Origin of the sequence: Microcoleus sp. T3_A4 (assembly GCF_036700465.1) — a bacterium.
GTDB lineage: Bacteria > Cyanobacteriota > Cyanobacteriia > Cyanobacteriales > Microcoleaceae > Microcoleus.
This window is the reverse complement of record NZ_JAUBOY010000037.1, coordinates 19,640-33,357: the sequence shown is the minus strand read 5'-3', so window position 1 is coordinate 33,357 and position 13,718 is coordinate 19,640. Positions and strand designations below refer to the sequence as shown.

11 protein-coding genes and 1 pseudogene are annotated in these 13,718 nt (G+C 46.6%); 2 read left to right on the top strand and 10 right to left on the bottom strand.

Annotation, left to right across the window (positions count from 1 at the left end; translation table 11 throughout):
• Nucleotides 1–9: 9 nt before the first annotated feature.
• Nucleotides 10–1,242, bottom strand: a complete 1,233-nt coding sequence (locus tag QUA07_RS20780) for a methionine gamma-lyase family protein (RefSeq protein WP_333328639.1) — start codon at nucleotides 1,240–1,242, stop codon at nucleotides 10–12.
• A gap of 80 nt (nucleotides 1,243–1,322) precedes the next feature.
• On the opposite strand from QUA07_RS20780, the gene QUA07_RS20775 reads away from it, so the two are divergent.
• Complete coding sequence (locus QUA07_RS20775) at nucleotides 1,323–2,135, top strand: acyl-CoA desaturase (RefSeq protein ID WP_333085096.1); 813 nt, start codon at nucleotides 1,323–1,325, stop codon at nucleotides 2,133–2,135.
• 361 nt (nucleotides 2,136–2,496) lie between these two features.
• Complete coding sequence (locus QUA07_RS20770; RefSeq protein WP_333085095.1) at nucleotides 2,497–3,312, top strand: fatty acid desaturase; 816 nt, start codon at nucleotides 2,497–2,499, stop codon at nucleotides 3,310–3,312.
• A 111-nt stretch (nucleotides 3,313–3,423) separates the two neighbouring features.
• Here QUA07_RS20770 and QUA07_RS20765 read toward each other — a convergent pair whose 3' ends face one another.
• From QUA07_RS20765 to QUA07_RS20725, 9 genes and pseudogenes are all read right to left on the bottom strand, one after another.
• Nucleotides 3,424–4,269, bottom strand: a complete 846-nt coding sequence (locus QUA07_RS20765) for an ABC transporter permease (protein ID WP_333085094.1) — start codon at nucleotides 4,267–4,269, stop codon at nucleotides 3,424–3,426.
• 135 nt (nucleotides 4,270–4,404) lie between these two features.
• Nucleotides 4,405–5,316: an ABC transporter permease gene (locus QUA07_RS20760; protein WP_333328634.1), complete on the bottom strand. Its 912-nt coding sequence runs from the start codon at nucleotides 5,314–5,316 to the stop codon at nucleotides 4,405–4,407.
• Between the two features lie 154 nt (nucleotides 5,317–5,470).
• Nucleotides 5,471–6,601 carry a spermidine/putrescine ABC transporter substrate-binding protein gene (locus QUA07_RS20755; protein ID WP_333328631.1) on the bottom strand — a complete coding sequence of 377 codons (1,131 nt, stop codon included), beginning with the start codon at nucleotides 6,599–6,601 and terminating at the stop codon, nucleotides 5,471–5,473.
• A 186-nt stretch (nucleotides 6,602–6,787) separates the two neighbouring features.
• Entirely contained in the window at nucleotides 6,788–7,918 is a 1,131-nt protein-coding gene (locus QUA07_RS20750) for an ABC transporter ATP-binding protein (protein WP_333161790.1), read from the bottom strand.
• Between the two features lie 256 nt (nucleotides 7,919–8,174).
• Entirely contained in the window at nucleotides 8,175–8,840 is a 666-nt protein-coding gene (locus QUA07_RS20745; RefSeq protein WP_333328627.1) for a DUF4340 domain-containing protein, read from the bottom strand.
• Nucleotides 8,841–8,996: 156 nt separating this feature from the next.
• Complete coding sequence (locus QUA07_RS20740) at nucleotides 8,997–11,072, bottom strand: Gldg family protein (RefSeq protein ID WP_333328624.1); 2,076 nt, start codon at nucleotides 11,070–11,072, stop codon at nucleotides 8,997–8,999.
• Between the two features lie 45 nt (nucleotides 11,073–11,117).
• The gene (locus QUA07_RS20735; protein WP_333328621.1) at nucleotides 11,118–12,020 is read right to left on the bottom strand and encodes an Rpn family recombination-promoting nuclease/putative transposase; all 903 of its coding nucleotides are present in this window, start codon (nucleotides 12,018–12,020) and stop codon (nucleotides 11,118–11,120) included.
• A 178-nt stretch (nucleotides 12,021–12,198) separates the two neighbouring features.
• A complete protein-coding gene (locus QUA07_RS20730) occupies nucleotides 12,199–12,990 on the bottom strand; it encodes an ABC transporter permease (RefSeq protein WP_333078787.1) in 792 nt (263 codons plus the stop codon).
• Between the two features lie 49 nt (nucleotides 12,991–13,039).
• Nucleotides 13,040–13,718, bottom strand: a pseudogene (locus QUA07_RS20725) (ATP-binding cassette domain-containing protein); the annotation flags it as partial.

Sequence of the window (13,718 nt, the reverse complement as noted above, 5' to 3'; positions counted from 1 at the left end):
CCATACCAGTTACTTAGCTGGGCCCACAGCCTCGATCGCATCCTCAAGAGCGATCGATACATGAGTCCAATGACTCCCCCCCTGACAAAAAGCCACGTAAGGCTCCCGCAGAGGCCCGTCAGCCGAAAACTCCGACGTACTCCCATCAATAAAAGTACCCCCAGCCATCACCAACTGACTTTCATAGCCGTGCATCGGAGCCGGCACGGGATCTAAATAGGAACCGACGGGGGAATTTCGCTGAACCGCCCGACAAAAAGCAATTAACTTATCAGCAGAACCGAATTCGATCGCCTGAATCACATCTCGTCTTCTAGCCAAAGGCATAGGATTCACTCGATAACCCAACTTATAAAAAACATAAGCCGTCAAATGATTGCCCTTCATCGCCTCCCCCACACAACCGGGAGCCATAAACAAACCCTGAAACAGCAACCGATTCAAATCAAAAGTTGCGCCGCCGCTGCTGCCAATTCCCGGCGCCGTCAAGCGACAAGTTGCCGCCTCTACTAAATCAGCCCTCCCAGCAACGTAACCTCCAGCAGGGACGATCGTACCCCCCGGATTTTTGATTAAAGAACCAGCCATCAGATCCGCGCCCACAGCAGTAGGTTCGCAATCCTCGACAAACTCGCCGTAACAATTATCAACAAAGCAAATTGTGTTAGGATTCTGATGTTTGACTATGGTGACGATTTTTTTAATCTCAGAAATAGACAAACTCGACCGCCAAGAATAGCCGCAAGAGCGCTGGATAAAAACCAGGCGAGTCTTTGCTGAAATAGTAGAGCTCAATGCCGGCCAATCCAAACTTCCTTCGCGAGTTAGAGGCAACTCACGGTAACTAATGCCAAACTCAATGAGTGAACCTTGACCTTGCCCCCGCAAGCCGATCACTTCTTCTAAAGTATCGTAGGGAGAACCAGCCACTGCCAACATTTCGTCACCAGGACGCAGGATGCCAAAAAGAGCACAGGCGATCGCGTGAGTACCCGAAACAAACTGTACCCGGACAGCCGCGGCCTGGGCCCCTACCACTTCGGCAAACACCCCGTCCAAAGTCTCTCGACCCAAATCATCGTGGCCGTAACCCGTAACCCCTGCAAAATGGTGGACTCCAACCCGGTGGCTCCGAAAAGCTTTTAAGACTCGTTGAAGATTTTGCTTGACTGTAGTGTCAATACCAGAAAAAATCTGAAAGAGTGCCTGTTCTGCTTCCTGTAGCCGTGAAACGCTATTCATCTATACCTCGCTCACCCTTTGCGTGCGCGCTGTTCATTATGGCGTAGATGCGGCCCCTAGTTTGTAAACATAATATATTCATGACGATTGCAACTTCCAAAAAAACTTCTCCTGATTGGCCTGTCGTAGGCTTTATGGCCTTTCTGCACATCGGTGCTTTATTTGCTTTGCTGCCGGGTAATTTTAGCTGGTCTGCGGTTGGGCTAGCAGTATTCCTGCATTGGGTAACAGGTGGTTTAGGAATTACTCTCGGATATCACCGCCTCGTCACCCACCGCAGTTTTCAAACACCGAAATGGCTAGAGTATTTTCTAGTTATTTGCGGTACCCTTTCCTGTGAAGGTGGCCCGATCGACTGGGTAGGAATGCACCGGTTACACCACATACATTCCGACACCGAAACAGATCCCCACGATTCCAATCAAGGCTTCTGGTGGAGCCACATGGGCTGGATGCTCTCGGATCTGCCGATCAGAGTGGAAATCCCCCGCTTTACTAAAGACATCGGCGACGACCCAGTATACAAGTTTCTCCAAGCATATTTTATCCCCATCCAAGTCGTCTTCGGTGTGTTGCTTTATTTATTAGGCGGCTGGTCTTTCGTGGTTTGGGGCGTGTTTATGCGGATCGTGGTGGTGTTCCACTGCACTTGGCTTGTTAACAGCGCTACCCACAAATTTGGCTACCGGACCTACGAGTCGGGCGATCGATCGACCAACTGCTGGTGGGTTGCCCTGCTCACCTACGGCGAAGGCTGGCACAATAACCACCACGCCTTTCAATACTCGGCGCGCCACGGTCTCGAATGGTGGGAAATCGACTTCACCTGGATGACAATTCAACTGCTGCAAGCACTTGGTTTGGCAACCAAAGTGAAATTAGCAGAAAAATAGCATGGGCAATGAGTCATGGGTTGTCGGTCATCAGTTCTGGACTAATGGCTCGTGACCAATGCCTCATCCTGTTTTTGCGAGCGGTATAGGTTGGGTTGAAGTAAGCTCGAATCATCTAGTGCGATCGACCCAACCAAAACCAGAATCAGTTATAATAGATTTGGGAACAAAAAATTTTGTTTAGCATCCAAAATTTTTATTGTTAAGACAAAACGGTAAATTTTTTCAATTCTAATCCAAAATCTATCATTCATTCATTATTTATTAGTTTGGGCAAGTGTTCAACAAAACAGTTCACTACCTCAATCAAAACTTGTATGCGTGAATTCAGCTCGGCATCTCATCAGAAATCAAAAAGAGAATGACAATTGCAACGCAAGAAAAACTCCAATACAATTGGAAGCACGTTATTAGTTTAGCAGGACTTCATATCGGCGCTTTGTTCGCACTGCTACCCAGTAACTTCAATTGGACAGCAGTTGGTTTAACAGTATTCATGCACTGGATAACCGGCGGTCTGGGAATAACTCTCGGATGGCATCGAATGCTCACCCACCGCAGTTTTCAGACACCAAAATTCGTAGAATACTTTCTAGCATTTTGCGGAGCCCTTGCCTGTCAAGGAGGAATAATTGATTGGGTTGGGCTGCACCGATTGCACCACACCAACTCTGACCAAAATGCGCTCGACCCTCACAATGCCCAAAAGGGTTTTTGGTGGAGTCACATCGGCTGGATGCTATATAAAGGTCCAGCTCACGCTGAAATTTCTCGCTGCACAAAAGACATTTCAAGCGACCCGTTTTATCAATTTTTGCAAAATTACTTTCTGCCAATTCAAATCGCCTTTGGCGTCTTGCTTTACTTAGCAGCAGGCTGGCCTTTTGTAGTTTGGGTAATTTTTGTCCGCTTAGTTGCGGTATATCATTGCACTTGGTTTGTTAACAGCGCCACTCACAAATTTGGCTATCGCACTTACGAAACGGAAGATAGTTCCACTAACTGTTGGTGGGTTGCGGTTTTGACTTACGGCGAAGGCTGGCACAACAACCACCACGCTTTTCAATACTCTGCGCGTCACGGTATGAAATGGTGGGAAATTGACTTCACTTGGATGACAATTCAAGTTTTGGAAGCACTAGGTTTGGCTACTAAAGTGAAATTACCAGCCAAGTAGCAGCATGGGGCATGGGGCATGGGGCATAGGGCATGGGGCATAGGGCATGGGGCATTGGTAACAACTCACAAATAACCAACTGTCAACTGCCAACTGTCAACTGCCCACTGCCTAATGAGCCCGTTTTTGCTCGCCCCGGCCACGCAAATATTCCGCTAAAAAGGCCAATCCTCCCGAACCTACTATCAAGAGCACGCTCAAAGCATTAATATCCGGTTTTACTCCAGTCCGAATCCGGCTAAAAATTTCCATCGGCAGAGTTGTAGTCCCGCTACCTGCGGTAAAACTCGCAATCAAAAAATCGTCCATGCTGAGGACAAAAGACAACAGACAACCTGAAACAATTCCGGGTATTAATTGAGGGAGCAAAACCTGAATAAAAGCTTCAACAGGCGTTGCACCCAAATCCAAGGCAGCCTCTTCTAAATACGGGTTTAAATCGGCCAATCTAGTAGAAACAGCTAGGGCGATGTAAGCCAGACAAAACACAATGTGAGCGGCGACAATTGTCCACAAACTCAGAGGAATAGCCAGCGCCGCTAAAAATACCAGAGTAGCAACTGCGGTCGCAATATCTGGAATAATAATCGGCAAGTAGGAGACTCCCTGATATAAACTCTTGCCAGGAAAGCGGTAGCGGGCTAAACCAACGGCCATCAAAGTGCCAAGTACGGCCGAGATTGCAACTGCACAAACAGCAACTGTTAAACTGTTTCTCAGGGCAACTAAAATCCGCGTATCGCTAAATAATTTAACGTACCAATCTAAAGTAAATCCTTCCCAGCCGGCGCTAAAACGCGATTTGTTAAAGCTGTAAAATGTGAGTACCAGGATGGGCAGGTACATATAAAAAAACATCACAACGGCAAATATCACCTGCCAAGAAATCTTAAATTTAGGTTTTAAGTACATATCGGCTTGTATTTCCTCCTGTGGATTTTCGGCTGTCTTTTCCATTTCTCGGTAATCGGTAATTGGTAATTGTTAATTCGTTAGGATTGTTTTCTTTCTTCTTCCATCGGACTGACATCCGTCACATCCGTTACATCCGTTATATAATCCGTTGCCGAACTTCCTTCTTCCTTAAACATCCTAAACTGCATTACGATCGCCATATTTGAGTAAAAGGGCAATTCCGATACTCACTGCAAAGATTAATACCATACTCAGAGCCGAACCCAGCCCCCAATTTTGAGTCGCCCCCAAAAATTGATTGTAAATCAAACGAGCTGCGGTCATACTCGAAGCTCCACCGAGCAACTCTGGATCGACAAAATCGCCCAAACTGCTAATAAATACTAGCAAAGAACCCGCAGCAATTCCCGGCATGGTCTGAGGTACGGTCACTTTCCAGAAAGTTTCCACTGGATTCGCACCCAAATCCTGAGATGCTTCTAGCAACCTGCGGTCTAACTTTTCCAAAGAAGCGTAGAGAATGGTCACTATATAAGGCAAATAACTGTAAGCCATGCCGATTAAAACTGCGGAACTTTGATTAAGCAATTCCAGAGGAGGAATGCCTACAACTGCCAGCAGCGAGTTGAGAACCCCCGTAGGACGCAGAATTGTAATCCAAGCATACGATCGCAACAGCGAAGAAGTCCACAGCGGCAACACAAACCCTAACAAAGTTAAATTCCGCCACTTTTTCGAGACATTGAGGGCGATCCAGTAAGCGACGGGAAATCCCAGCAGCAAACACAGAATAGTAGTCCCCGTTGCAAAATAGAGCGATCGACCCATCACCTGCAAATTCAGCGGCTCAAACACTCGCAGGTAATTGCCGATTCCCGAAGGATTCACCAAATCTCCCGGTTTAATATTCGGCACCAAACTAAGCTGAAAAATCACCAAAGTTGGTATGACTAATAATAAAAGCAGCAACAAGCCAGAAGGGCCCAATAATGCCAGTGGCCCAGCCCAAGCAGACCACGGGGAAACAGTTTCAGGCTTCAAAGAAGAATTGGGAGGAAGAGGAGGGGGAGTTCTAGTTGAAACAGCCATAAATCAATTTTTTTGAGTTTTTAACCGCTGATGAATGCGGATTAACGCGGATATAATACGGATAGATTGGGCGATCTGCTGTACGGGGGCGGGTTTATGTAAATATTGGGTGAGAATCAGAGATTGCGTGTAAAACCCGCCCTAGGTTTGATGATTAGCCGCTGGTTAATTGAGTCCAATAGCGATCGTACACTTCCATAAATTTCCCTACCGGAGCCACACCTTCGCACTTTTTCAAAATATCTTCCGAAGGGAAAAGAATCTCGTTTTCGCGGACTTCCGGCGTCAACAAACTAAAAGCATCTTCCGAAGGAGTTGAAAAACTGAGCCGTTCTACTAAAGAAGCAGCGACATCGGCTTGCAGCAAAAAGTTAATCCACTTATAAGCTGCTTCGGGGTTGGGAGCACCTTGAGGAATTACTAAAGTGTCAGTCCACAGAGAAGAACCGCTTTTAGGGACGACATACTTCAATTTATCGTTATCTGAAATTACTTCATTAGCATCAGAAGAATAACACATAGCTATCTTCAAATCCCCCGTTAGCATTTGAGGCCGCCAAGCATCAGTCGTAAAAGATGCGATCGCCGGTTTGAGTTCCACCAACTTTTCGTAAGCTTGTTTCACTTGGTCTTGGTTCGTAGAATTCAGAGAATAGCCCAGCATCCGCAACGCAGCGCCCATGACTTCTCGAACATCACTCGCCAGCGTCATTCGCTTTGCTAACTCCTGTTTGTGCTGCCACAAATAGTCCCAATCTTCAGGAGCTTCTTTGAGTTGTTCGCTGTTGTAAATTAAGCCTGTGGTTCCCCAACTCAAAGGTACGCTGTAGCGGTTTCCTGGGTCATAAACAGGGTTTTGAAACTGTTTTTTGAGCCGATCTATCCCGCCCAAAATCGAGTGGTCTAATGGGCTCAACAGCCCCAGTTCCGTCATTTGAACCACCATGTAGTCAGATGGGTAAATGATGCTGTAGGCGCGGGCGCCACCGGCTTGAACTCTCGCCAGCATCTCTTCGTTGGAGCTAAACACGTCGGCCACTACGCGAATGCCAGTTTTTTCGGCAAAGCGATCGAGCAAAGCGTTATCTGTATAGCCGGCCCAAGTATAGATGAAAAGTTGGTCGGCAGCACCTTTGACGGGAGGAGCTGATTGTACGTCTGCAAGTCGCCAGCCGCAACTCGAAACAGCTAACCCGGAAATTGTCGCCGCCGAATTTTTTAGGAACTGACGGCGTGTAGAATTAGCCGGAAAAATCCTGGAAATTGGTAAGTTAGTCGGAGGCACAGTTCGATTTTAGATTTTAGATTTTAGATTTTAGATTTTAGATTTGGAGATTGAAGATTGGGGAATTGGTAATAGGGAATTGTTAATTGGGAATAGTCCTATGTTATTTGTTAGGAGAACCAACCACCCACAAATAACCAATGACTAATGACTAATGACTAATACCAACTACCAAATGCCAACTGACTAATTCCGATCGGTCAAAGCCAGACAATCAGTAGTTCCCCAATAAGCGTAAATCGGCGTGTGCGGATCTGGGAAAGAACCGCCAGTATTTGGCTGGCGTACAGTAATTTTATCGCCCGAAGCCAACTCAACGACGTAATGAACGTGCGTCCCCATGTACATAGTATTTTTGAGCCGCCCTTCAAAACAGTTGACCGAAACTTCCGGCTGGTAGAGATTCAAATATACTTTTTCCGGCCGAACGCTGACCACAACAGAGTCGCCTGTGACACCATTCCACATATCCGACTGCTGAACGATTATTTTCAGATTGGCTGATGTGCGAACTGTGATAGTCGATCGGTCGATCGATTCTACCGTACCAGCAAACAAATTCGTATCGCCAATAAAATCGGCCACAAAAGCCGTCTGCGGACACTCATAAATTTCTTCAGGAGAGCCAATTTGCTCAATCCTCCCCTCGTGCATCACCGCAATTCGGTCAGACAGACTCATCGCCTCTTCTTGGTCGTGAGTCACCATCACAAAAGTCAAACCCAATTCTTGATGCAAATTCGACAGTTCCAACTGCATCTGCTTCCGCAACTTCAAATCCAGGGCACCCAGAGGTTCGTCCAGCAGCAAAACCGCCGGTCTATTTACCAGAGCTCTCGCCAAAGCCACCCGCTGCTGCTGGCCGCCCGACATTTGACCGGGAAACCTGTTGGCGAAAGATTCCATTTTCACCAATTGCAAAACTTCCCGTACCCGTTCTTCAATTTCTGCTTTACCCAGCTTTTTGATCCGCAATCCAAAAGCGATATTGTCCCAGACATTCATGTGTCCGAACAAAGCATAGCTTTGAAACACAGTATTTACCGGACGGCGGTAAGCTGGAGTGTTGGTCATCGACTGGCCACGAATCATCAATTCGCCCGCCGAGGGAGTCTCGAACCCAGCGATTAAGCGCAGGGTCGTAGTCTTGCCGCAGCCACTCGGCCCGAGGATGCTAAAAAATTCTCCTTGGCGGATGTTGAGGTCTACTCCGCGGACTGCGGTTTCGCCATTAAATACCTTAAATACCTTGCGGAGTTCAACGTCAAGCGCTGTATCCGTTGCTGTCGTACCTTGGTTGAGTGCTGTCTGAAACATATTCGCCCTTTCCTGGGGGTAATGCACGCCACTTAAATACAGTTTAAGTTTAGACTTTTCTGTATTTTAGGTGAGGAATGTTGGATGTAACAGGTTTTGGGATTTGTTCTTTAAATTCTATCCCAGAGTGCACCATTGTCAGCAACAGGCTTCCGGGCCTGTTTCAGAAGAAAATTCACTCTTTGTGAAACAGGCATCTTGCCTGTTCATAAAAGGCTTATTGAGAATGGTGCAACATCTCAGATCAACTGGGCATCTATTTATTCTCTGGACTTGGCGTGGGAGAGGGTTTTTGCGGTTTCTCTGTTTTGGGTTCTTCTGCTTTTTTCCACTCTGACAAAGGTCGCTGGACGGCATTTTTAAAGTCAAAAGGCACTAGCAGCACGGGCAAATTTTGGGCGGAATTTTGAGGGGGCGCTTCCGGCGGATTGGCTTGAGCGTACAAGAAGCGGCCGCTAAAGTCTGTTTTGCCTAAAACTAGGCGGTGAGTTTCCTGGTTGTCCAGTTTTACTGTGACTGTAGCTTGGGGTTGGTCGAGACCGAATTCTGGCAGTTGAGCAGCAGTAGTATTAATCGTGCGATCGCTCTTTCCTGTTGCCAGCCTGTCTAGCAAAAAATCCACAGATGCCTGACTTGCGTGTGCTTGCACTGGCAATTTCATTTCCCAGCTAGACTTGCCTCCTTTTGTAGCATAAACTCGCTCAAAAGTCAATATTTTTTCGGGAGTTTTGACTGTAAAGAATTGTATGCGATCGGAGTTAAAAGCAAAAATTTTCTGTTTTTCTTCCTTAGCTGCTTCCTGTTTCGGAGATACTTGCATCTCGAATAAAGCAACCAGCCCAGTCATGCTCAACGCGACGGCTATCAATACTAATGTATTTTTCTGCAATTTCATAATAACTGAGAATTGGGCATTGGGCATTGGGCATTGGGCATTGTTGACTGTTGACTGTTGATTAATGTTATTGGTTATTTGTTATTAGCCACAGCAAAGGATTAACAAATGACCAGTGACAACAGTCAACTGACAACAGTCAACTGACAACTGCCAACTGACAACAGTCAACAGTCAACTAACTTATCTTCTCTTCCACCAGATAGCGCCGCCAATTCCCAGTCCGAGTAAAGGCCACATTAGCCAAGCTAACACCAGCAATCCTACTTGGAGGGCAGTCATGTTAATGCGGCGGTTAGTAGCTTTTTTCGGACTGATAGAAAAGCTTTGCTGGTCTGGTTTACTCAACCAACTGACTGAATTGAGAAACACGTCGCTATTGAGTTGTTGGTCAAACCAACCGTTAGTCACAAATTGAGATGTGCCAATTACTACCATTCGCGATGTTTTTCTAGGAGTTGAAGGCGCGGAAGGAGTTGCGGTTGGACTGGGAGATGCTGTGGGGGATGCTGCGGGTGTTGGTGTTGGCGAACTTTCTGCCGGTTCTGTGGGAGATGCTGTGGGAGATGCTGCCGGTGTTGGCGAAGTCGTCGGTAATGCTGGAGGCGTTGCTTCTTGCGAGACAATCACCGAATAGCTGATTGGGGAAGCTGTTGGCGAAGTTGTCGGTGATGGTGAATCTATCGGCGATGGCGAAGTTGTCGGCGATGGCGAAGTTGTCGGTGAGGGTGAATCTGTCGGTGATGGCGAAGTTGTCGGCGATGGCGAGTCGGTCGGCGATGGGGAAGTTGTTGGCGATGGGGAAGTTGTCGGTGATGGGGAAGTTGTCGGTGATGGGGAAGTTGTCGGCGATGGTGAAGTTGTCGGCGATAGTGAATCTGTCGGCGATGCTTGGGGTGAAGGCGATGGCGTTGCCGGTGATGCTTGGGGTGAAGGCGAGGGCGAAGTTGGTGTTGGTGAAGGTGAGGGCTTTAAGGGAGTGCTGTCAGTGGACGATCGAACTAAAGCTACACCTAATAATAGCGGGCCTTGTCGATCGGTCTTCTGATCAAACTCCAATTTCTTAGTCGTCAAATCGCTTTCCGCCCAACTTTCCTGACTCGTCCAAATCAGTGGTTTTTCCTCTATCCCTTGTACTGGCGAGGTTTCCAAAGCACGCGCAAATGGATAAAATGAAATACCGTTGCCAAAACTTTGAGTAATCGGATGTTCGCCGTAGCGCCTGACTGTGGGAACCGTGGGGCCCAGGCCAAATCTTTGACCAGTGCCCGAAGCATCAATGGCCAAACGGGCGTCTAGTTTGACGCCCCATTCTTGCAGCAATTTGTCCAATCCCGTATCAATTGCCGGGTCTACCATTAACAATAAACTGCCGCCGCGATCGAGATAAGCTCTTAGTGCTTTAATTTCTGTATCGGAAAACGGTTTGTCCTGGCCGGGAACGATTAAAGCATCTGCATCTTCTGGCACTTCTTTGCGTTCGGTCAAATTCAGCGTTTGGACGTTGTAGTATTTATCTTTCAAAGCTTTTTCAGCTTGCTGAATTCCGCCTTGACCTTCCTGTAGCGGGCGGGCTCCTTTGCCTTGCAAAAAGTAAACTCTAGCAACGCGAGTGTTCAGGATTTCTTCTAAGCCATTGGTAAGTTTTATCTCTGAAAGACCTTGATTTGGGTCGCTACCAAAAGCAGTGCCACCTTTTTGCAGTACCTGTTTTCTGTCGCCGGATTGCAGGTAAACTTCTCCGATGCTAGTAATACTAAATTCCCGCGCTTTTCCAGGTTGGGCCTGCGGGTCAACAAACTCAAATTGGAATTTTTCGCCTCCCTCGCGTTTGTAGCTTTGCAGCAATTCTTTAATTTGGGGATTTTGGATGGGGTCAAATACCCAAACTTTGACTGTTTGTTGCAGGTTTCGCAGTATTTGTTGAGTCTGCGGGGCAAGGGTAAATTGTTGGCTTTCGGTTAAGTCGATGCGGACGGGATAGCGAACGGCTATGAAGTTAATTACTCCGAGTATCACAAAGACGGCGAGGGTAGCAATCAGGGCGTTGGTGCTGGCTTGAGTGGAACGCTGCCCCCAAAAGCTTTGTTCGTAACTCAAATATAGCAGCCAAAGTGCGATCGTCACTGCTCCGGCAATAACTAAACCGACTGTCAGGGGGTCCCATACTCCAGATACAAGTGCTGCTGTTACCCCCGCTGCGATGAGGAGGGGGCCCAGCAAAAAAACATATTTCCAATTTGTTTTGCTAATTTTCATAACGTAAATAATTGAGGGGAAAATTTCCGGGTCGAGGATGTTATTCTATATCGCATTAGCCTGCAACCATGCTGTTAAATCTGACGGCTTGTTGAAATCCAGCACGGCATCTCCTAGTTCTTCTAATTGTTCTACGCCTAATTGACGGATGCAGTTTTCGGTTTCCGGTTGTATTGTGCCTAAACGCCGCACTAGCTGACGCAATATTAACGAGAGTTGAGCGGTTTTTGTCACCTGTTCTCTTGCTATCTCTATGGCAATCTGCTGGTCTTCTATCCACAGTTCTTGCTGGTGCAATTCATTTAATTCTTCCTGAGTGAAGTTTTCCTTGCTGGCAATTCTAAAAGCTTTCTGAATTTCGGGAACGGCACTGAGTGTTTCTGGTACTGTCTCCAGAGTGCTGGTATTTTCGAGAAAGTAAATCCATTGCTCTGCGGTTGTTTCTAATTCTGCTAATTCCTTGTTAAATTTTGGCAGTTCGATAAATACTAATTCTATTGCAGTATCTGGACACTCAAACTGTTGCTCTTTTTCTTGAAAAACAAACCGTGACATAAATTCCGGCTGATTTTCAAACATTTCAAAGTCGGCAATTTTCAAGGAAATTACTGTTTTTAGTCTTTCGTAACGTTCTTTGCCTGTTAATTGTTGGCTGTAGCTTTTGGCAGCGTTGTACAAAACTCTGTTCCCAAAAGAAGGCACGTTTATCAGTTGAAGTTCAACTAGGGCGATTCTGCCGCCGTTAATTGTGGCTTTGACATCTAGGTGTGTGTCTTGGGTAGCTAGAGTTTGAGGTTCTGGTTGGGAGTCGATTATTTCTAAGTCTTCGATGACCGGCTGTGCTTCATAAAGGATGGCGTTTAAAAAATTAATCAGGATGTCTTTGCTGTCGCTGGAACCGAATATTTTTTTGAACGCAAAGTCGATTTTTGGATTGATAAATCTCATTATTTCAAGAAATTAGTGGAATAACTAACATTAATTGGGGATGGGAATGGGGAATTGGGCATTGGGAATTGGGCATTGGGAATTGGCAATTGGTGGTGTTTCCTTTAATGTGCAACTATCCAAATCTCCTACTTTCCCACTCTTTCCTCTTTATTCCCCGAAGCCTTCCCTGATGTTTTTAAGAACGCTGATATCGCAGCGCATCGATGGATTGGGCGGTCAGAAATACTCCTAAAATGATGTAACTGGCAAACATAATTAAACTGCTGGTATCGAAAACTCCCTTGACAAGATTGGTGTAATTTGTTAGGAGCGACAAATGTCCTAATGCTGTGCCGAAGGGGCCACCGATACTGACGGCGACTGCATCGATCACCCACAGAAATAATACTAGAGTGAAGGTGAGGATGGCGGATAAAATTGTGCTATCGGTGAGGGAGGAAATAAACATTCCGAGCGACAATACTCCTGCTGCTAGTAATATTAAGCCGCCGTGTCCTAGCAGAAGAACTCCGGGGGGTACGGGTGGGGTTGAGGAACTGAGGGCGATCGCCTCGCAGAACAGCAGGGGCAGCAACATTGTGGTATAAAATGTTAAAACTCCCAGGAGTTTGCCGGTAGCAACTGCCCAGTTTGTTAAGGGCGATGTGGCTAATAGTTCTAAGGTGCCGCGTTTGCGTTCTTCTGCGTAAAGTCCCATTGAGAGTGCGGGTAGTACGAACAACGAAAGGGAACCCATGATTCGCAGGAATAGTTGTAGGAATTCGTAGGCTACGTCGATGGGAGGTTCGGTAATTCCCATTTGGTCTCGCTGGCCGATTTGGGGAATTAACCCGTCGGGGGCGAGGAGGATAGCTATTAAAAAGTAGCCGGTGATTAGCCAAAAGACTGCTGCGATGGCATAGGCTAATGGCGAGGCAAAATAGCTTTGTAGTTCTTTGCGGTAAATTGCGATAATATTACTAAGCATTACTAACCTTTAGGAATTGGAAATGGGTAATTGGCCATTGGTAATTGGTTCATTCTGAGTCGCCTGCAGGTGGTGTTTCGCTGCCGTCGCTATCCTGTTGCTTTCTTTCTATTTGTCGCTTTCTAGTAATAGCTGGCTGTTCTGGTCGAGAATCGCTAGTTGGTTGTGGCTTTTTTTTAAGTGGCCGTTTTTTTACAACTGCTTCAGATTCTGGTTGAGAACGTTCGATCGACTTTGGCGCATCTAAAATCGGTTCAGATGCTGGTTGAGAAAGTTCGATCGACTTTGGCACATCTAAAATCGGTTCGGGTTCTGGTTGAGAAAGTTCGATCGACTTTGGCGCATCTAAAATCGGTTCGGGTTCTGGTTGAGAAGGTTGGCTCGACTTTGGCGCATCTAAAATCGGTTCGGGTTCTGGTTGAGAAGGTTGGCTCGACTTTGGTGTATCTAAAATCGGTTCGGATTCTGGTTGAGAACGTTCGATCGACTTTGGCGCATCTAAAATCGGTTCGGGTTCTGGTTGAGAACGTTCGATCGACTTTGGCGCATCTAAAATCGGTTCGGGTTCTGGTTGAGAAGGTTGGTTCGACTTTGGTGTTTCTGAAACTTCGAGATTTTCGAGAACCAGTTCTGGTTGAGAAGGTTGGTTCGACTTTGGTGTTTCTGAAACTTCGAGATTTTCGAGAACCAGTTCTGGTTGAGAAGGTTGGTTCGACTTTGGTGTTTCT

Coding starts and splice junctions, on each gene's coding strand:
- QUA07_RS20740 (WP_333328624.1), bottom strand. CDS start 11,072: ATGAAAATTAGCAAAACAAATTGGAAATATGTTTTTTTGCTGGGCCCC.
- QUA07_RS20765 (WP_333085094.1), bottom strand. CDS start 4,269: ATGGAAAAGACAGCCGAAAATCCACAGGAGGAAATACAAGCCGATATG.
- QUA07_RS20750 (WP_333161790.1), bottom strand. CDS start 7,918: ATGTTTCAGACAGCACTCAACCAAGGTACGACAGCAACGGATACAGCG.
- QUA07_RS20760 (WP_333328634.1), bottom strand. CDS start 5,316: ATGGCTGTTTCAACTAGAACTCCCCCTCCTCTTCCTCCCAATTCTTCT.
- QUA07_RS20780 (WP_333328639.1), bottom strand. CDS start 1,242: ATGAATAGCGTTTCACGGCTACAGGAAGCAGAACAGGCACTCTTTCAG.
- QUA07_RS20730 (WP_333078787.1), bottom strand. CDS start 12,990: ATGCTTAGTAATATTATCGCAATTTACCGCAAAGAACTACAAAGCTAT.
- QUA07_RS20775 (WP_333085096.1), top strand. CDS start 1,323: ATGACGATTGCAACTTCCAAAAAAACTTCTCCTGATTGGCCTGTCGTA.
- QUA07_RS20745 (WP_333328627.1), bottom strand. CDS start 8,840: ATGCCCAATGCCCAATTCTCAGTTATTATGAAATTGCAGAAAAATACA.
- QUA07_RS20735 (WP_333328621.1), bottom strand. CDS start 12,020: ATGAGATTTATCAATCCAAAAATCGACTTTGCGTTCAAAAAAATATTC.
- QUA07_RS20770 (WP_333085095.1), top strand. CDS start 2,497: ATGACAATTGCAACGCAAGAAAAACTCCAATACAATTGGAAGCACGTT.